The organism is Bifidobacterium apis, from assembly GCF_036986835.1.
In the GTDB taxonomy this organism is placed as follows: domain Bacteria; phylum Actinomycetota; class Actinomycetes; order Actinomycetales; family Bifidobacteriaceae; genus Bombiscardovia; species Bombiscardovia apis_A.
In genome coordinates this window covers 328,428-348,575 of record NZ_BTXD01000001.1, presented here as the reverse complement: position 1 = coordinate 348,575, position 20,148 = coordinate 328,428, and the positions used below count along the sequence as shown (strand labels likewise).

Annotated in this window: 7 protein-coding genes and 1 tRNA gene; 2 read left to right on the top strand and 6 right to left on the bottom strand. The window is 59.5% G+C overall.

What is annotated here, in order from left to right; genetic code table 11:
* Positions 1-7 precede the first annotated feature (7 nt).
* From cas3 to AACP62_RS01310, 3 genes are all read right to left on the bottom strand, one after another.
* Positions 8-2,152, bottom strand: coding sequence for a CRISPR-associated helicase Cas3' (gene cas3, locus AACP62_RS01320; protein WP_339345824.1), 2,145 nt, complete (start codon positions 2,150-2,152; stop codon positions 8-10).
* Positions 2,139-2,387: an HD domain-containing protein gene (locus AACP62_RS01315; protein ID WP_029678130.1), complete on the bottom strand. Its 249-nt coding sequence runs from the start codon at positions 2,385-2,387 to the stop codon at positions 2,139-2,141. Before AACP62_RS01315 ends, cas3 begins: the two co-directional genes overlap by 14 nt.
* 581 nt (positions 2,388-2,968) lie before the next feature.
* The gene (locus AACP62_RS01310) at positions 2,969-3,583 is read right to left on the bottom strand and encodes a helix-turn-helix domain-containing protein (protein ID WP_155804963.1); all 615 of its coding nucleotides are present in this window, start codon (positions 3,581-3,583) and stop codon (positions 2,969-2,971) included.
* Positions 3,584-4,537: 954 nt separating this feature from the next.
* Here AACP62_RS01310 and AACP62_RS01305 point away from each other — a divergent pair.
* Positions 4,538-5,617 (top strand): hypothetical protein, encoded by a 1,080-nt coding sequence (locus AACP62_RS01305; RefSeq protein ID WP_339345822.1) that lies wholly within the window; start codon positions 4,538-4,540, stop codon positions 5,615-5,617.
* 365 nt (positions 5,618-5,982) lie between these two features.
* Here the strand turns inward: AACP62_RS01305 and AACP62_RS01300 are convergent, their stop codons facing one another.
* Positions 5,983-6,453: a holo-ACP synthase gene (locus AACP62_RS01300; RefSeq protein ID WP_339345820.1), complete on the bottom strand. Its 471-nt coding sequence runs from the start codon at positions 6,451-6,453 to the stop codon at positions 5,983-5,985.
* An 811-nt stretch (positions 6,454-7,264) separates the two neighbouring features.
* Between AACP62_RS01300 and AACP62_RS01295 the strand changes: the two genes are divergently transcribed.
* A complete protein-coding gene (locus tag AACP62_RS01295) occupies positions 7,265-7,519 on the top strand; it encodes an RDD family protein (RefSeq protein ID WP_339345818.1) in 255 nt (84 codons plus the stop codon).
* Positions 7,520-8,419: 900 nt separating this feature from the next.
* On the opposite strand, the gene AACP62_RS01290 is transcribed toward AACP62_RS01295, so the two are convergent.
* Both AACP62_RS01290 and AACP62_RS01285 read right to left on the bottom strand, forming a co-directional pair.
* Positions 8,420-8,493: transfer RNA gene (locus tag AACP62_RS01290), tRNA-Gly, on the bottom strand.
* 2,271 nt (positions 8,494-10,764) lie between these two features.
* Positions 10,765-20,124 carry a fatty acid synthase subunit beta domain-containing protein gene (locus AACP62_RS01285; protein WP_339345817.1) on the bottom strand — a complete coding sequence of 3,120 codons (9,360 nt, stop codon included), beginning with the start codon at positions 20,122-20,124 and terminating at the stop codon, positions 10,765-10,767.
* Positions 20,125-20,148: the final 24 nt, after the last annotated feature.

Here is a 20,148-nt window from a genome sequence, read left to right as displayed (position 1 = left end):
TCAGCCATCAATACAGCAGACCGTTTTGAGGCAACTGATCTTCATCGACCTGCAGACCTGTAGCACTGTCGTACATGCCCATGTCCAGCAGAACAAATGCATCGTCATCCGACCTGGCACCGTGCTCAGCCAAAGCGGATATCTTCCCAGCCTCTTTGAGTCTGTCCAGCTGTCTAGGCCAGACATTGACCGCGTACCGGCCCAATCTGCGGAACAGCCCTCGCGTATAGCAACGAGGATCAGTCAGCTGGGCACACAGGGCGCTCGCTTCTTCATTGACCGGTATATAGACGGGAACAGTTGGCGTATCAATCAGCTTGAAAAGCTCAGCAATCTGAGCGAACGGCATACGGCATCCTGATATTCCACGCTCATGAGCCTTGAGAATCTGACGCTGATCGAGACTCTCGTCCCCTCGCATTCCAAAGAGCCTGGTGAAATATTCATGAATCGCTTTTGAAGATGCCAGATCAGCATTGCCTTCCCGTACCAACTCGAAAGCCAGCATATTCTGTTTCAAAAACGAAACCTGGCCCTCATCAGTCGAAAAAACATGAACCAATGAGGCATCCGCTTCACGTCGACCTTCTCTATTGCAACGGCCAGCTGTCTGAAGAATCGAATCAAGACCAGTCTGTTCCCTATACGCCTCAGGAAAATCGACGTCCACTCCGGCCTCTATCAGAGACGTGGATACGACCCTGCAAGATTCTCCCTGGGTGAGGCGATCCCGTATCTGCTTCAGCAACCGTTCCCTGTCATAGGCACATTGCAGTGTAGTCAAGCAGAAAGTACCGTCTTCAAAGCCATGCTTTCGCACCGCTCCGGAGATGTACTGCGCCTCCTTACGTGTGTTGACCACGCACAGAACCTGATTATGGCCTTCTACAGCTTCAGCCATCTCATCCATGTTCTTATGACCGTCATCGACGATTCGGTTGCGCCTGAATTCCGAGCGCTCCTTTTCGCTTAATGGTGCAATTTCAGGGATGGTCAGATTCGGGCATTGAAGAGCCTGAGCAAACAGTTCCTGCAAGGCCGGCTGTGTTGCTGTGCACAGCACCGCGGTGACGTGATAATTGGCAACCAGTTCAGCTATGGCCTGTACACATGGTTTCAGCTGAGGCAAGGGCAAGGTCTGGGCCTCATCGAAGATCACAACAGAGTTAGCTATGTTATGAATCTTCCTGAGTTTAGAGGCCTTGTTGGCGAACAGGCTTTCGAAAAACTGCACAGCAGTGGTTACGATAACCGGCATGTTCCAGTTCTCGGCCGCAAAACTGCGGTGCAAATCGTTTGCTGTAAGCTCGTCTTCCTCTTTTAATTGGAAAGCAGCATCTGCATAGTGTGGTAGAACCGCATCTGGCCCAAGGAGGGTTTCGAATTCCTTTACCGTCTGGTCGATGATTGACGTGTAGGGCACGACGTAAATAACCCTATCCATATGGTGCGTTTTGGCGTGTTCAAGCGCGAACGTAAGCGAGGAATCAGTCTTGCCGCCGCCTGTGGGAGCGGTCAGCGTGTATAGACCTGGTTTCCATTCAGGATCAGCTCCGTGAGTAAGGCAGTCACGCAATATGGCATTGCGCTTTTCATTCAACGACGTACTCGCCTTCGCCGACAGGAAGGACTCAGCCCTGCGCTCCATGATTTCAGCAAGCGCCTTGATTCTGATCGACTGATGCTCACGCAGCTGCCCAGCCAGCGCTTTGCTTATTTCGCGTAATTCCTGTGGAGGCGGCATAATAGAACTGGACAGACGATCAGGACCGAGATCCTGAAGCAGCTGCTCGAGAAATGGCGATTCATCGCGCTCTACTTTGCCATTGACAAAGAACTCAGCATCCAGCCGATCCGCATCCACTAGCGCTGATTCGTGCATACGGATACGCATCATGTCCGAGAAATGTGAGCCCAAAGAAGCAAGCGGCTTGACTTCGGGAAGAGTGATCTCATCCTTCCAATGCGATGCATCAGGGTTGGGACGCTTCATTCTGCCGACCAAGGTGCTTGAATTCTCGGTATCAATACGATTGCCAAAATCCGGCAACCCAGCATGATGCCCTGCAATGGCAAATGTGGCTTCTTGAAGATGGAGCTTATAGGCTACTTTCATCCCGTATGAAGAGTGATTGACACTACTGCTCATCATAGGCCTCCCTGATCATCCTCTGGAATTCCTCCGAATACTTGCCTATGTCGTGAAGAAGGCCTGTATCCAGACCCATATCAGCCTGATCTTGGTCATACAGATAACCAGCCAGCCTGCCGGCGAAGGCTGCATCAAGACATCCAGTCATCACCAGATGCTGCACGCAGACCTCGAAACCATGATCTTTCGAAGTGCGGGCCAGATACTCGTCTATCTCATCGCCTTCGGTCGTCATGCGATCATCTCTTCCTGACTTCGGTCACTGTTGAGCGGTTGCGTTGTATTGACCTGAATCCAAGGCGTCAATCGCCATACACAGACCGGCTTCCCGCATATAAACACAGAATCATCAACCATCGCCCCATCTCCTTCGTATAGGCGATTAACTCATGTACTAAAGTAAAAATATATCTATACTTCCAGAAAGTCAACTTCGGTTAAGTTGTAATTAAGAAAATTACGAAGTTTTATTAATCAAAAGCGAGAAAAAGGCCCTCGCTACAAAAAAACAAGAGGCTCATCGAACATAGCCGATGAGCCCTCTATACAGAAATAACAACATAACCGTTTCAATCCACGCCTCACGGCGACTATCCCTCCATACATATCAATGCCTGCAAACACCATAAATGATGGAAAATGGAACACAAACCGACTGCAAACATGAGCATGCGACTAGGTCCGCCCCGTTTGAACCGATCTGTATCACATTACGGATACGCTCTACTCTACTCTCCACAGCACAAGCACTTGATATGTTCATTGACCTTATCCGCTATCTACAAAGTACGGCGATGGATCTACATAGGAGACTCTCTACTTTGGATTTAGGAGCGCTGCAAAAGACGGAGGCTTGGAACATCCGCAATTCAGAGCTATCTGCTCGACAGGCTTAGAAGAATTGTTGAGTATGCTTCGAGTTGCATTGGTTAGCGCGTCCATAGCATAGGCATGAGGCGTATAACCGGTTGCCTTTTTGAATACCCTAATGAAGCTAAGCTCACCGAGACCAGTCATAGCGGCTAGCTGATGATTGGCAATATATGTCATCACCATTTGAATGTCATGGCCGCTCCTGTCAATGTCACCCTGCCCCACCGGCGCATCAACGAACCAGGTCAGAATGTCCGTCACATATTTCGCAAGCATTGTTTCGGATAAATAGGTGCCGAACCGAAATATGTTGTAAATGGTCTTTAGCGGATGCAATGCCTTTTCAACCTGCTCCAGGGCGAAGATCGGCCCCCGCTTGGCAATTATCTGCTGATAATAAAATCGGGCCGTCTGACCATCGAAGTGCATCCAAAGCTTCCCTGTCGGCCCCACAGACCGATAGCGATGGTATTGGTAACAATCCAAAAGCACAAACTGACCACCATGGGCAACGCCCCACATAGCATTGGTACGCGGTGTGAGCTCGCCTGATTTCAAATACGTGATTTGAAAACTGGGATAGGTGTCGCGCTAGGTGCAATGACCGTTGAGCCTATAGTAAGACCTTCTTGGCATTGAGACTGCGAGCAAGAGTCAGAAATGCTTGGTATTTACTTATTCATGAAGCCGAGGCCCTGCAGAAGAGTGCTAAGGAATCCGGGGATTACCCTATTCAGGATGGCAAAGCCGATGATAACGACCGCTATGAAGACGACGACCCCTATTAGCTCGTCACGCTGCTGCTGACGGCGTTCAGCCTCACGCGCCGCAGCCATCCTCTTGCGGTAAACCACCGGACACGTCGTCCCTGGACGATGACGATGTACAGGACACTCTGGATCATACTGACACATACCATTAGCATATGTCTCCTCGCCAGATCCATGCATTGGTACTAGCCCGTAAGCTCCATTTGCTTCGTCCTTGTCTGCCCACACCACACAACCTCAAGATCGGGCGCGATCCAGTCAAAAACATGTTTAGCAGAGTTATACGCTAGCCAACCAATTGCCCGGAAACGTTTACCTCCTTCAAAGACAAGGCTGAAGATGTAAACTCGGTCGCACTTACCGCAGCATTCCCTATGCCTGCCATCATCGATGAGCTCAGAAACACCAACAGCGACCCCATATATGCGAGCACAGAAGTCAAAGACAAAGATGCTAAAGACATACCTGCTGCACTCCCACGCGACAACAGAGCGATTCGGGATCACTCTGGTTGTTGGTTTTGAATTATCGTGGCGAACCTGCCAGCCATCTGTTCTGAAATCTTTGAACTCAGAGTAAGCGAAGAGGATTGGACCAATGACAACGATGTTCCCCTTGATGGAATCACGCCCACGGATGCAGGGGACGCATGAAGTCAAGTCCGGCGAGCCTGCTACAAATGTGATTATTCACACGTATGCGGGGAATGCGCGTAGTATGCACAAAAAAGTTTGCATCAGTAATGATTATCTTCGAGGATGCAGGCGTTCTGTCGCAGACCATACAAGGCCTGCACCATGAGGGAAGGGAATCAGTCATGGCATGGAAGGGGAATGCGCAGGGCGCATCGGCGAAGGCCAACCATTGGCATTTCATCGTCGCCCTCGTGGCCGTTCTGGTGGTTGCCGCGGGCCTGTTGCTAGGGGTGTGGGCTTGGTCTTCGCACGTCAAGGCGGAGTCGCTGGCCGACTGCCGGTCGCAAGCGGCTTCCGCGGCTCGGAGCCTGAAGGCCTACAAGGCGGACCGGGCTGCGGCGCAGCGACGGGCCCGGGCCATACCCCAGGGCGACGTGTCCGACGTCAAGGTCGTGGCCGCCGTGGACAAGGCCGCCAAGCCCTCCGTCCCCGCAGTGCCTTCGTGCAGCGTGGACGACTCGTGGAGTTCGTTGAGAGCCTTGGCACAGCAGGCCGCTCAAGTTGCCGCCAAGGCTGATGCCGCCGACCGCGGCGTCAAAGCGGCCTCGGAGAAGGTGGCCCATGACGAGGCCAGGACAGTCAAGGCGCATCTGGACAAGGCAATCGCTGACGGGGACTCGCTGCTCTCGGGCAGCGACGGCCAGGTGGCGGACAACGCTGTGCGCGACGCCCTGAAGACGGTGCTCGACCAGGCCAAGGCCGTGCAGGCCGACGCCAAGGCAGACACCAACGCGCGGCGAAAGGCCATCCAGGACCTCGCCAGCCAGATGCAGGCGGTCAATGACTCGAAGACCGCCAAGGCCAATGCCGACCGGGAGGCCGCCGATCAGCAGGCCCAGCAGGCGGCTGTTGCAGCGCCGGTGCCTTCCTCGGGCCACACACGGGGCGGCTCTGCCAGTACTTCGGCCCGTTCCAACGGCTCCAGATATGCACGAGGCGGATCCCGCAGCAGCCAGACCGCTCGTCGGGGAGGCGGATCAGGAGGCGGCTATACCGCTCCCGCGCCGTCGTCGGGAGGTAGCGGCTCCAGCTACGCTCCCGCCCCTGATCACTACACCCAGGAGCAGATCGACGGGGCCCATCACTACATGTGCGTGACGCATCCTGCGATCACCTCCGGGTGCTGAGCTCGCCGGGCTTGTGAAAGGGCCGTTTCCTCGGCTTCGGAGGGGCGGTCCCTTGCGTCTTACGCCCCTGCCATGCCGCACCTGAATTCCTTGCGGACCCACAACCGAACGCTGCGCCGGGATTATCTCCGCGTAAGCGGGGAACACACCTCAAGAAGAAGCTTTATGTAGTCTACACGGGAACCACAGTCAACCCTTAGAGCGACGCATGTAATACGTAGAACTGACTGCATTTGCAGCCTTGAACGTCGAATTCGACTTCGACACAGTAAAAGCATCACCCCACATGCCGAGGACTTCTATTTGGTTGTCGAACACGACAACCAGGAATTAACGCCACATGCGTCACATGTTCTTGTCTAATTTCAGACACACCTGCACAAAAGTACAACCGCCGAAGCCACCGGTCCATCATGGCTGAGAGCGATGTGCCAGCACAACTGCACTCGATCGACCTGACCACCGGTTAGAGGCAAGGAATCGTAAAGCCTGGCTTCCACGGAGGACTCTAGATTGACGCTCGGCCGACCCCGGCCGTCGTCCAAGATTTCCACCCCGCTCCAGGGGAAATCGTCCAAATCATAGGGCGACGGCTCAGACCCCAGCGCCTGCGACCAGGCCTTGAGCACCGACTCCTTACCGGCCCAGCGCACCGCCAAATGCGCCGCTGTGTCGTCATGCTTGAGCAGGGCCCGCTGCTCGGCCTGCCGCCGCTCCCGTGGCGAGAACAAGCTCGTCATACGCGTGCCCGGCATGGCCAGCTGCCGGCCGAACTCCTTCAGGTCGACCAGGTCATGTCCCAACCCCAGCACTTGTCCAAACCCGGCATCTTCCATAGGCCCGAGTATGCCCCTCATCGGCCCCTGCAGCAAATCATCCGGTCAGAAGCTTGAAGACTACAGAACCTATGGTCCTAATGAACAATCACTGCAATCGTGCACAAATAGCCCGAGGAAGGAATAAACCATAAGGAACAAGAGGTTAGCAAGAAGGGAAGGTATGGATAGGAATAGATAGAGTGAGAGTCTGCCGCATCTCATAGCGCGCAGTCGGCAACCTACTCGGAAGTCAGCGGGATGGGCCAACCGCACACAAATCATTGAGGAACATTCAGAGCAGCAACTCAGAGACTCTTCGCAGGACCTGAGGCCACAGGAATCCAATCCATGCGACGATGAGTACACATTGTCCTTAGCTTGTCACGTACCTGCGAACGGAGGTACAGAAACCAGTGGCAAAAGAATCATGAGCGGCTGGACATTGATCAGGAGTTCAAATCACTCGGTCATGCTCTTATGCCTATGCGTGAATCTCCGCCGGAGTGGTTCACACCTGTTTGTTTGTTCGGGAAGCACTGCGACCTTTTCCAGCTCGGAGTGGAGTTGCCTGAGTCCTTCGCTCTCGATGCGCAGCCCAGAGAACGTCATCATAGACAATGCAGGGCTACGCTTGTCATACCGAGAATAAAAGCAAGAGGGTGGTATTTGAAGGGAGGTAATAATGTCAGCTTTATGGTGGCGCAGAGTGGCGTCGTACCTGCTTCGCATAGTATTGCCTGCGTCGTTGCTATCGCAATTGGTGGGGACCATTGCATTTGGAAGATCTTCGCCAGGCGGATCTGCTCAACCTTGAATCGATTGCGCTTCTGTGGCTGTTGCCTGCGTTATTTCCGCATGGTCCACGCGCAATGGGCAATCCTGGGCGCACCGTCTCCTCAAGCTTCAGGTATGCGATCAGGATTCCAACCTGCCTATATCCGGTCTGAAAATGGGCGTACGGGAGATAGCGCATTTTGCTGATTTCGCATCGCTCTTCATTGGTTTTCTTTGGCCTTTATGGGATGGCAGAGGGCAGACCTTCGCCGACAAGATCATGGGAACAACAGTGACCAGAAAACAATAGGCATGCCTGCAATGCCGCGACGACGCCCTGTACCCATCGTGCAGGCATGCGAAGAAGATACGGCTTCCAGCAGCAAGCAAGCTGCAGGCATTAGTGCGCACGGTGCAGCAAACTATAGCTGGTTTTCATCCGTATCCTGCTGGCCGCTATGTATCTGCTTGGCAATGGCGAACGCCGACCGTACAGCCACGTATATCACCAGCAGCGCTATAGCGATGATCCAGTTAGTCATGGGAATGGAACCCTTAGGGCCACCCATGAAATGCAAGGAGACAAACCCAAGAATTATCAACGCCAGGCATGGCAGAACAACAAAGGTTGCTCTCCCAGCGGTCACTCCTTTGGGAAATAGACGAGTCACACACTCTACCAGGCAGATAATTGACAGCGCAAAACCGACGGATGCCACAATACTCACTATCATCACCCCGCCAATCCTTTGAACAATGCCCAACAACCATCAACACCGAGGGCTGCCGGCAGTGTCTTTCCTAAAGTGTTCTCGAAATTCTTTCAATCCTTAAGGAAGCGGCAACTTTCTTGCCAAGCTTCATACCTCGTAATGCACCAAGCATACTTGACTGGATATAACAACTCAATTAGCTTTCCATTCTTGGGGGCCCGTTTTACCAACTGTCCAACCTGGTCATAGGGCCCAACAATGGTTCCAGTGGAAATACCAGTAGCCTCTGCCGTCCTGGACGAATACGATACCTATGTAGCGTCTGACAGGCCCTGTCGTTGTAGTCATCCGAGCACCTCCGTGTGTACCCTATCGTGTACCCATTTAGCCCGTAAAGTGCCGAATACTGGCGAAAATCTCGCTCAGTCAGGCCCGATCCTGATTGCTCCAAGAGGCTGGAAAACTCGCCAAGAATGGCGGAATATCAGCGATTATCGTGGAGCGGGCGACGGGAATCGAACCCGCGTAATCAGTTTGGAAGACTGAGGCTCTACCATTGAGCTACGCCCGCAAAGCCGTTGGCTCGGTACAGAGCATAGCACATGGGCCGGCCGGAACATGCAGTACATCGAACATCGCCCGGTTGAACTTGGCAATAAACGTACGTATACATCACTGGAGAGAACCCCCTCGGTGGCATGGAAACCGGCGCTGACTACCCCTCCCCTGCGAATAACCATGAAGATCCGTACAGAAATTCTGATCCCTTGGCGGCTGGACTAGTCTCAGGCGGTTCATCCACCTTGAACAAGAGATCGCGCCGTCGCCAGTATCGCTTCTCTGCGTATCCATGGATCAATCCCGTGGATCCAAGGAACACCTTGTGCGTACCAGCGACTGCCTGAGTACTACGGGATCATCCATGCTCACGCGGTGACCACTCCTTATCGAATGATATGCATGGAAAGAATAAACGTTCTGCACGAAACTTGGCTGACAGATTTCCGCAAGATTATTCATCTTTACAGAGCAATGAGAATCACACGGACAACATGCTGCCATCCGATGTTAGAGGACGAAAATCAGAGGTAATTGACATTTGCGTTGACAAATTCGCCACGCACAGCAGCCTTATTTTTCGAGAATGGGAATTCCACTATGCCCGAGCATCGATCACAAAAGTTGAAATCATGCTAGCGATAACAGTATGAGCATCAATTCTTCTGATAGCATTTACAGCAACATCAGTAGATATCTATTACGCGGTTCTCAAAAACGAGAACGGCGGGAAACAAGTAGTTGATCACAGTTGAGAAGGGAACTATAGCCAAACATAATTGACGAGAAGTTAGCCAGGTTCTTCTGCTTTGACTAACGAAGAGATGAAATGTGTTTGCAGATAAGGTCAGATGCTAGCTTGCTGATGCGGAGCTACCACCATAACCTATGCCACGACTTGTTCTGCTTTAGCGTCGACGATTTGACCCTACCTATTTTGACAGTCTTGCATCTTGCAGCTCCTTCTTAAGAAAGGGAATGAAATGATATCGGTGATTAAACATTGTCTGTCAGCATGTTCGGATGACCTCAAAAACAATTGGGGCAAGCCGGATTACATGAAGCGACTCGCTGGGGCTACGATATTCGGATTGTGCGGTGTCGCTTTCGGTGTCGCGATGTTCCTTGTATTCCCTTAGACATGAACGATACCTTGCTGCAATATGACTATGCCTGCGAGCGCAGTGAACACCGATGAGTGCGGTTCCTAAGCGGAAACGCTCGGTCAGTACGAGTTACCCTTATTCACTGGCTGCCGCTTCCTATGAGGGGCGCCTATCCGTGTGGCGTCAATAATTAGTGAGAGCTGGGCGACAACATCGTGCACACGCGGGGTATGCCTGCCTTTGTTTCGAATAATAAAACGGTACTCCTTACAAATCACTTCATGCAGCATAGGTGCCTTCCATTCCCAGGGCCTTGCTCCAGACAGAAGGACTCATGTCCAGAAAACAAATCCGAATAGACTACTAGAAACAGACAATCCCCTCAATGCAGTCAATCGCTTTACCGCCGCAATTCCTTTTCCCCTGCAAGCGGTGTATCCGCTGAGATGATCCTTGAGCAGAAGCAGAGAACCTGACTGAAACAAAACGGCGATGACACTTGGGATGTCATCCCCAACCCCCGCATACAACCAATTATGGCGACAGTGGCCATCCGCTAAACGTTCAATTCGATCGACCGATCCGGCGGCATCAACAACCAGCGACTCCCCCTGACTGTAGGCGTCCTGCCCACAGCTGAAGGGGAAAATATCGGCGTGGCTATGATAATCGGGCTTCTTGCCATGAGTATTATGGCAGCAAACCTCAGCAGCAGGAATTCCATTACAGCGATCACTAGCACTAACACTTCGCACGAGTAAGAGGCCGGACACTCCCCCAAGACGAGTTCGGCCATTTGGGTGGCCCAGCAATAATCCCAAGTAAAATCTGGGTCACCCATCTACTTTTTATACCTTTTTGTGAAAAGGCTCCAATCGCAGCCTGGCAATAGCACACCGCCGGTTGAGCAACATGCGGGCAATATTCGGACAAAATCCCTTATGCGCAGCCATTACAACAGCTCCAATGACCAATAAGTCCCTACGACCAGATAACTCGCATACCTGCAAGGGAGCCCTTGTACATAAGGCATGAATACAAGGGACAGCCACACCCAATGGCGAGACAATAAGGGAGGCAAGCCGTCTGGCCCACCTCCCCGATCATCGCAATGACTGTTCCCTCACCGGACTCCCGCCTATTGCTTCAGACGGAAGTCCAGCTGGTTCACGCCGCTCTCATCCCCGGTCGTAGTATCCGTCGGCACCCAGGCGGGCCTGGGGATCCAGAAGCATAGCCTTCTCAATCTCGTGGCCCACATACCCGTGGCCGTCCTCATGGAAGCGGCGGTTGTCGATGGGCTCATAGAGCGGGGCCCGACCCATGCGGCCCTCCTCCAAATGGCGCTGACCAGCGGCCAGACGGTCGTTGGCCCGGCGACGCCACTCGTCCAGAGCCTCCTGGCCAGAGGTCTGGAGCACGGCTGCCTCAAAGGCTCCGGGGCTGACGATGACCCCGATGCCGGAGACATGGCCGAAGCCCAGGGAGGTAACCAGCCCAGCCTTGACCTTGCCCACCTTCAGAGGCTGCTCCAGCCAGACCAGATGGTCGTCACGCCTCAGGACCGGATCCACGCAGTCCAGGGAGGCATTGGCCGGGATGAACCCGGACCGGAAGAGCTGGGTGAGTCCGTTGATCTGGAAGATGCAGGCACCACCCTTGGCATGGCCGGTCAGGCTCTTCTGGGAGATGACGTAGAGCGGGTTGCCGTCCGTCCGCCCGATAGCGTGGGCCAGGGTGTTGTGCAACTCGGACTCGTTGGGATCGTTGGCATTGGTGGAGGTGTCATGCTTGGAGACCACGGCGATGTCGTCGGGGCTCACGCCCAGCTTGGCCAGCGAGCGCACCAGATCCGAGTCCTTGCCGCCCATGCCGGCGGCCAAAGCTCCCAACCCGGGTGCGGGGATGGAGGTGTGGGCGCCGTCCGCGAAGGAGTGGATGTACCCGACCACGCCAGCCACAGGCAGACCCATGCGCAGGGCGATGTCACCGCGGGTCAGCAGGATGGTCCCGCCGCCCTGGGACTCCAGGAAGCCGCCACGCCGACGATCGTTGGCCCGAGAGAAGAACCTCGGCTGGATGCCCTTGGCGTACATCTCGGCGGAGTCGGCGGTGGCGTTCATGTTGCCGAAGCCGATGACCGACTCCACGCCGATGTCGTCGATGGCGCCCGTGACTACGAAGTCCGCCTTGCCCAGGGCGATCTTGTCCGCACCCTCCTCAAGGGAGACCGCAGCCGTGGCGCAGGCCGAGACCGGCTGGACCATGTTGCCGTATCCGCCGATGTAGGACTGCATGACGTGCGCGGCCACCACGTTGGGCAGGGCCTCCTGGAGGATGTCCGTGGGGATTTCCTTGCCCAGGAAGCGATCCAAGTAGAGCTTGCGCATGGAGGCCATACCGCCGAAGCCGGTCCCCTGGGTGGAGGCCACCTTGGAGGGGTGCACGGCCTGAAGGATCTCCACCGGGGTGAATCCGGCCGACAGGTAGGCATCCACGGTGGTCACGATGTTCCAGAGGGCGATCTGATCTACGTCCCCGACCATGGAGGCGGGAATGCCCCACTTGACCGGGTCGAAGCCCTTGGGGAACTGGCCGCCCACGGTCCTGGACATGGTGGCCCGGCGCGGCACGCGGATGCGGGAACCAGGCAGGCGGGTGACGGTCCACTCGCCGGACTCCTCGTCGCGGGCGATGCTGGTGTGGTCAGGATCCTGGGCCACGTACTCCTCGGCCATGTCCTTGGTGGGCACCGAGAAGGCCACGTCGTGATCCAGGAAGACGTCCACCTCCTCCTCGTTGGTGCCCTGGCGGTAGTCAGAACCCATGCCGTCGTCGAAGGGACGGATGCCGGAGCGAGCCACTACTTGGTCGTGGTAGCGCTCGGCGATGTCCTGCTCGGGCACCAGCTCGCCATCCGTGTCGTACCAGCCCGGCTTGGGGCTGTCTTGCCACTCGACCAGACCCATGTTCCAGGCCAGTTCGAGGACGGCGGCGGCGCTCAGGTCGACCTGGCCATCCGAGTGGATGCCCATCTCGGCCTCGAAGCGGGTGCGGCCGGAGCCCCAGGGACCCATCTCACCAATGGAGACAATGACGATCTGATCCTCGGGTCGAGCGGTCACGCCCTGCCAATCCTGCATATCCACCGGGGCCTGGGCGGGCACCCGGGGTGTGGGCAGGGCTTTGATGACCCGGTCCGGATCCTTGTCGGCATCTGCGGGCGCATCACCGGGCTTTCCGGCTGGAGCCGGTGTCGACGCATCGTCATCCTGGGCAGCCTCAGCTTTCAGGGCCTTCAGGTCCAGCGGACTGGAGCCCAGGCCACCGGTCAGGTCGGCCTTAAGCGGGGCCTTGAGAGCCTGCTGGCGGGCCTGCACAGTGCAGAGCTCCAACAGGGAATCAGCCATCTGCTCAGTGGAGTAGGTGCGGATGCCGTGACGCTCCACCACCTGGACCAGCGGGTCGTTGCCGCCCATGAGTCCGGTGCCCCGGACCCAGCCGATCAGCGGGTGGGCGAAGGTGACCCGACCGGACCAGTCCTGCTCGGGGCGGGACCGGTTGACGATGGCATCCAGGGCGGCCTTGACCTCCCCGTAGGCTCCGTCGCCGCCGAACATGCCGCGGTTGGGAGAGCCAGGCAGGACCACATGCAGACGGTGGTCGACGTCGGTGTCCGCCCCGATGGCGGCGAACCCGGCGATCTGGCGTTCCAGGCTCCAGAGCATGAGCCGGGCCTGGGACTCGAAGAGCCGGCCCGAGTCGGCCATGGTCCCGTGCATGGCGGGGGCTGCGAAGGGCAGCAGCAGGGTGGGCTCGTAGGCGGGCTTGAGCACGGTGGTCGTAGCCCCCGTGGTCTTGCGCTGCTCGTTGCCGACCCAGTCGACCAGGGCATCCACATCCCGGTAGCTGGACAGGTTGGCGGGCACGATCCAGAGACGGGCACCGCCCACGGCATGGCGACGGTAGAGGTCGCGGGCCCAGATGACGGTCTGCGGCTTCAGGGAATGGCAGACGGCGATGACCGTCGCCCCGCCCTCCAGGAGGCCGGCAGTCAAAGATCCCGCGATGGACTTGGGGGCCACGCCGGTGACCACGGCCACGTCCTTGGCGAACCGTGCGGCGGTCTGGTCCGAATCGGCTGGGGTCATGGCCTGGTCGGCGATGCCGCTGAAGACCCGGGCCAGATCCTGCTCGCCGCGTTTACGCGCCTGCTCGGCGTACCAGACGGCCTGATCGTGCACCTCGCGTCCGGCTCCTACGAAGCTCAGGCGGCTGCGGTCGTCGTCATGCTCGTGGTAGATGTGAGCCAGATCCTCACGGGCGCTGGCCCAGCGGTCGTCGAAGAGGACGGCGCGCGAGGCCTCGAACCGTGGCGCCACCTGCTCGGGCCAGTCGCTGCCCAGCTCGGCATCGACGGCAGCCACAACGGCAGCGTCCTCATTCTCGCCAGGCTGGACGGCCGGGGGTTCAAGCCCTAGCTTGTCCAGGAGGAAGCGGGCGGTGGAGGCCAGCACGCCCTCAGAGCCGGTCACCTGGGCCGCGAAGGCATCCAGGGCGGCGGAGTCAACCACGGCACCGCCAGCAGCACCGCCTGCAGAAGGCATGGAGACCGTGACGCCGTGACGCTGGGCCACCTGCTGAACAGCCTGATCAATCAGCGCATTGGCCGCAGGCACGGTGGAGACGGCTTCGGTGGGCAGGAGCGCCAGGTCGCCGCCACGCGAGGAGGCACCCTCACGGGTGTCCAGGACCAGGCTGGCCACGGTGGCCGAAACCCAGCCCGCACCCAGCTGCCAGACGTCGGAGACCCGTTGCTCAACCTGCTGCAGTTTGAGGCCGGATGGGCCGAAGAGGTCGCGGATACGCTCACGCACGATGTCAGAGAGTACCGGGCCGAAGGGCCGATAGTTGGGGGCCACCTTGTTCACCAGGGCACTCAGGTCGGTCATGCTGGCCTCGGCGGCACCGTCCACGCTGGCCACACCCAGCTCGGAGCTGATGTCCATCAGCAGCTGGTTGCGCCTGGAGGAGACGCCGTTGGTCAGGGTGTCGGTGGTGTCGGTCTGTCCAATCTGTTCGGGGCGGATCTTGGTGGAGTAGGCCAGCAGAACGGCGATGGCATCCGAGGCCTTGAAGGGCAGGTCGGCCACATCGGCACCTGATGGGCCACCGGCGGTCGGGGCGGGAGCGGGAGCAGGGGCCGAGTCCTCGGCTGCTGCAGGGACAGGGACCGGAGCCGGAGCCGATGCAGGTGCAGCCGCAGCTACCTCAGCAGGTTCAGGGCTGGATTCCTGTACCGGAGCTGCGGGCTCCTCCTCCACCGGGGCCATGGGATCAGTGTCGGTCAAATAGACCCGGCTCTCGTCCCTGCCCAGGTTGTAGACGCTCACATGACGCTCGCGAAAGTCGGGCAGCTTCAGGGTCTTGGTGCCCAGGTTGGCCAGGGTGGGCGAATGGCCCAGCCCTACCTCGATCAGCTGTTCCACGCCCAGGCCACCCTGCTCGGGGGCATCGAACATGATCGCCTGGGTCTCGATCCAACGCACAGGAGAGGCGAACTGCCAGGAGAGCAGCTCGGTCAGCAGCAGACGGCCCAGCTTCTGGTCGTCGGCCGCATACTGATCCCAGACCTGGGGATCATCCAGCGCCTGCTTAATGCGTTCGGAGGGGACCACCTCCAGGATGGAGGCCGCGAACTCCTTGGTCATCTGGAATGGCCGTGCAACCAGGTTGGGTATGTAGCGACCCTCCAGGCGGGAGTAGTCGATGTGCTCGGGCAGCAGGGCGTCCAGGGTGTCACGGAACTCGGGCACTCCCTTGCGCAGCAGAGTGGAGTGGAAGGGTACGTCGATGCCGGGCACGTACATGAAGGCCGGTTTGCCGCCTGCCTCCTTGGCCCGGCGGTTGGCGTCGGCACGCAGATACTCCAGACCGGCGATGGTTCCAGCTATGGCGTACTGCTGGCCAGCCAGGTTGTAGTTGACGATCTCCAGGAATTCGCCGCACTCCTTGGATACGGACTCCACATACTGCTTGACCCCGGAGTCGCCCACGCCGAACTGGTTGGGACGCAGGGCGCCCATCCGGTAGTTGCTGCGCCCCTGCTCGTCGCGTTCGATCAGGGAGTGCATGGTGGAACCGCGGTGGAAGACCAGCTCCAGAACCGTCTCCAGGGACATGACCCCGGCGAAGGAGCTCAGGGCGTTGTACTCGCCCAGGGAGTGGCCGGCGAAGTAGGCGGGCCAGATGTCCATGCCGGACTCACGCAGGCGGGCGGTCTGGGCAAAGGCCACGGTGGCCAGGGCCACCTGGGTGAACTGGGTCAGATTCAGCAGACCCTCCGGATGGTGGTAGGTGACCCCCTTGGCCGTCAGGGTGTGCGGGTTATCACGTACCACGGCCAGGATGGAGAACCCCAGCTTGCTGCGGGTCAGGGCATCGGCCCTTTCCCAGGTCTCACGGGCGGCCGGAGACTTGGCCCGCTCGTCCAGGACCATGCCCTGCTGCTGAATCCCCTGACCGGGGTAGACGTAGGCGGTCCTCGGGGCACGTGCAATGGCCGTGCCACGGGAGACCAGCTGGCCGTCGATCCTGCAGGTGACCTCCAGGACCAGTCCGCCATGGCGGACCTTGCCCACACGCTCCAGGCTGATCTCCACCTTGTCGCCCAGCTGGACCATGCCATACATGTTGTAGGTCCATCCGGCGATCTCGTAGTGGACGCCCTGCTCGTCAGTGGCTTGGGCCGCGTACTGGGCGGTGGCCGACAGCCACATGCCGTGCACCAGCGGCGCAGACAGGCCGGAGACGGCCGCTCCTCGCTTGGAGGTATGGATGGGATTGAAGTCCCCGGAGGTACGTGCGAAGGCGGTCATGTCCTTGGGGGCGGTGACGGTGACGCGGCGCAGCAGCCTGCGTGGTGTGTCCACCGTGTCGGCGCGGATGCCACCGTACTCGGGAGCCTCCTGGGGCAGCTGGTCGCTGTAGGCGCGGCCACGGATGGCGAAACGCTCGACCTCGCGGGCCAGCACGGTCCCGTTCTGGGCGGCGTGGACCACATGGATGGTCACCACCCGGCCGGAGGAAGATTCCTGGTAGGGCTCGGCCCAGCTGGTCAGCTCGATCCGCTGGCCGGTGTGTTCCAGCAGGCGCTTCTCGCTGACCTCCAGCTCGATCAGGTGGTCCAGATGGACCGCATTGAGCAGTCCCTCGATGATGGGGAAGCCATTCACATAGACGGATCCCAGGGCTGCGTAGATGGCCGGCCAGGCCGGACCCACCAGGGCGTCCGGGGCGAAGCCGGAGGGAATCAGCGCATCGGGTAGGGCGCCTCCGGTGGCCGCCTCATGGTCGAAGCCCAGGTTGGCTGCCAGGGTGTAACCGCTGTGGGCCAGGCCGAAGGGATGCTCAGGGTCATCATCGTCCTTCTCTATGACAGGCATGGCCTCCAGCTTGTCGCCGGTGACGGAGGTGTTGCCGATGCCGGCTGTATCGGCCAGCAGGGCATAGACGTCCTTGGGCAGGCGGCTGCGGTCGACCACCGGGAAGAGGCCGACCTGGTTGCTCTTGAGGGTCAGCGGCACGACGATGTCGCGCACCGCATGCCGGTCCAGGCCGCCGTCGGGGTCGTCGTCCCAGTAGGTGTCCAGGTGGATGTCCAGGTCGTAGTGCTCGCCCTGGTCGTCCTGGCCGGTGGCGGTGATGGCGTAGTTTGGGTCGTCCATGGCCGTCCCGTATGCCGGATTGGCCATCAAGTGGCCCACCCAGGAGATGTTGGGGCTGCGGCGGATGAACTCCTGCGCGTCAGCGGCGCCTGCCAGCTGGCTGTAGGCCTTGGCTGGACCGCTGTTCAGGCCGCGCACCCGGTCTATGGCCGCCTGCTCGAATCGTCCCAGAATGGAAGCCACCGGCTCGTCCACCGTGGTGATGCCCGCCACGGAGATGGGTCCGGGGATGGCCCTGACCGAGTCGGCGCCGTAGCGGGGGTCCTCGGACTGCCAGAGCTGATCCTGGCCCCACCAGCGCAGCAGATCGTTGTCGATGACCGGCACGAAGGGCATGGGCTTGGGATACTCGCGCACCAGAACAGGGAACCAGGCCACATCGGTGGGCACCACCTTGAGTTCGGCAGCCTGGGGATAGGCCTCATGCAGCCGGCGAAGCGCCTGCTCCGGCTCGGCAACATCCTGCCTGGAGGCGAAGATGGAGTCGAACTCGCCGCTCTGACGCTCGCAGACACGGGCCTCGATGCGCCGTAGCAGGTGCAGGAAGCGGTCGATGTAGGTGTCGTCGGCCCAGGGGTAGGCCAGGTCGGCGAAGCGCTGGGCCCAGTCCTGGTAGGTCATGGTCTCCAGATCGCCGAAGTAGGGCTTGGCGGTCTTGTTCAGGGCCTCGATGATCTCCCCGCGGCGGGTCTCCAACTCCTCGGGATGCTTCATGACCCGGACCAGCAGACGGCCGCACTCGGCGGAGGAGTTCTCCATCTCGTAGATGTCGGCGTGCAGATGGCTCAGGCCGGAGCCCACGCCCCCCACGGACTTGCCGCTGGGCACCCACTTCTCTCCCATGGGGGCGAAGGGGTCCGGATCGGGGGTGGAGGTGTCGATGCCGGGAGTGGCCACCAGAGCCCGCTTGATCTCGGGATTGGTGTGGGCCTCCTTGGCGGTCATGGCAGCCGTGCCGATCATGACGCCGTCCACGGGCATGTCCGGCAGGTGGTAGGCGCGGGACCACTGGCCGCTGATGTAGTCGGCAGCACGCTCAGGGGTACCGATACCGCCGCCGGCCACCAGAACGATGTTGGGGCAGGCGCGAACCTCGGCGTAGGTGGTCGAAAGCAGGTCGTCCAGGGACTCCCAGGAGTGGTGGCCACCTGCAGCCCCGCCCTCGACCTCCATGAGAATATGGGTGGGGGCGACCTTGCGGGCGATGGCCACGACCTGGCGAATCTGGTCCACCGTGCCGGGCTTGAAGGCCACGTAGGGGAAGCCCTCCTCGTTGAGCTGACGGATCAGGGTCACGGCCTCGTCCAGCTCGGGGATGCCGGCAGAGATGACCACCCCGTCGATGGGGGTGCCGGAGGCGCGCTTCTTGGGCACGATGTGCTGGCTGCCGAACTGCAGATTCCACAGGTAGCGGTCCATGAACATGGCGTTGAACTCGACCGTGCGGCCCTCCTGCAGCTGGTCCTCCAGCTGGGACACATGGCGGTCGAAGACCTCGGCGGTCACCTGGCCGCCGCCGGCCAGCTCGGCCCAGTAGCCGGCGTTGGCGGCCGCAGCCACGATCTCGGGCTCCACGGTGGTCGGGGTCATGCCGGCCAGCATGACCGGGGGCTTGCCGGTCAACCTGCTGAAGGCCGTCTCCACCCGGGGACCGGCCGGTGTCTCAAGCAGGCGGGGAGCCAGCTTGGACCAGTCCTGGGTACGGACCGGATCCTCCTCCATGGTGGACAGCTGCGCGCGCCGGGCCTGGTTGGAGGCCTCGACCACGCCCACGCCGGTGCCCTGGACCAGGTTGTCCACCAGCTTGCCCAGGGTCTCGCCCGGGCCCAGATCCACCAGCCAGAGGGAGGCGGCATCCTGCTGGTCCATGACCTCGGCGATCCGGCCGGCCCAGTCGGCATGGTTGAGCAGGACCTCCTGAGCCAGAACCCGGGCACGCCCGGTGTCCAGACCGCAGCGGGAGGCCCAGTCCACACTCAGATCCACGGCCTCCTTCATGAGCGGCGAGTGGAAGGGCAGGGTCACATCCAGGTACTCCAGAACCGGCGAGAAGGCGGTTCCGCCACGGACCTTGTCCTCGCGCAGTTGGCGCTGATGCTCGCTCTCCTTGCCCGCCTCGATGGCGAAGGCTGCCAGATCCTCCGGATAGCCGGACAGGACCAGATTGCGATCCGAGTTGGTCACGGCCACGCTGATGGGGCCGCGAGCGCCAGGCACCCGGTCGATCAGGACCTCCACCTGATGGCGGGTGGCGCCGCGCACCGAAAGCATAGGGGTGGCCTCACCCTGGCGGTGGATGCCCAGACGACGGGCCTGACGGGTGCCAGCCGTGCCGATCAGCATGGCGGTGGCCAGGATCTGGTCGATGGCACCCTGGGCGGCCTTGAGGGACCCTGCAGCCTGAATCTCCTGGACCATGTGGACGCCGATGATGCCCTGGGAATGCCCCAGCAGGGCCACCGGACGGGCCTGGGCTGCGTCGTAGCCCAGCTGGTCCATGTCCATGAGGGCGCCCAGCTGCACCAGGGCGATGCCGGGCACACTGACCGCCGCGTCGGCGGCCGGCCCCAGTCTGACCGGGTCAGGCCTGTAGCCGAACAGATCCAGCTGACGGCCGTTGGTGGCCAGCAGGTCGGGCTTGACCGCCCTGAGCAGGTCGGTGGCCGCCGCCATCCGCTCCCTCAGAGCCTTGTCGATATCGGGATCGCCCTGCAGATCGTCCAGGGCCACGGTCCAGGGGTTGGACTGGCCGGCGAACATGAGTGCGTGCGGCTGCTCGGCGAGACGGTTGATGAAGAATGTACTGGTCATGATGTCCTATTCATAGAGAGTTGG

What these genes read in the sequence shown, in the direction of transcription:
- AACP62_RS01300 (WP_339345820.1), bottom strand. Translation starts at nt 6,453, where the DNA reads ATGGAAGATGCCGGGTTTGGACAAGTGCTGGGGTTGGGACATGACCTG.
- AACP62_RS01285 (WP_339345817.1), bottom strand. Translation starts at nt 20,124, where the DNA reads ATGACCAGTACATTCTTCATCAACCGTCTCGCCGAGCAGCCGCACGCA.
- AACP62_RS01305 (WP_339345822.1), top strand. Translation starts at nt 4,538, where the DNA reads ATGATTATCTTCGAGGATGCAGGCGTTCTGTCGCAGACCATACAAGGC.
- cas3 (WP_339345824.1), bottom strand. Translation starts at nt 2,152, where the DNA reads ATGATGAGCAGTAGTGTCAATCACTCTTCATACGGGATGAAAGTAGCC.
- AACP62_RS01315 (WP_029678130.1), bottom strand. Translation starts at nt 2,387, where the DNA reads ATGACGACCGAAGGCGATGAGATAGACGAGTATCTGGCCCGCACTTCG.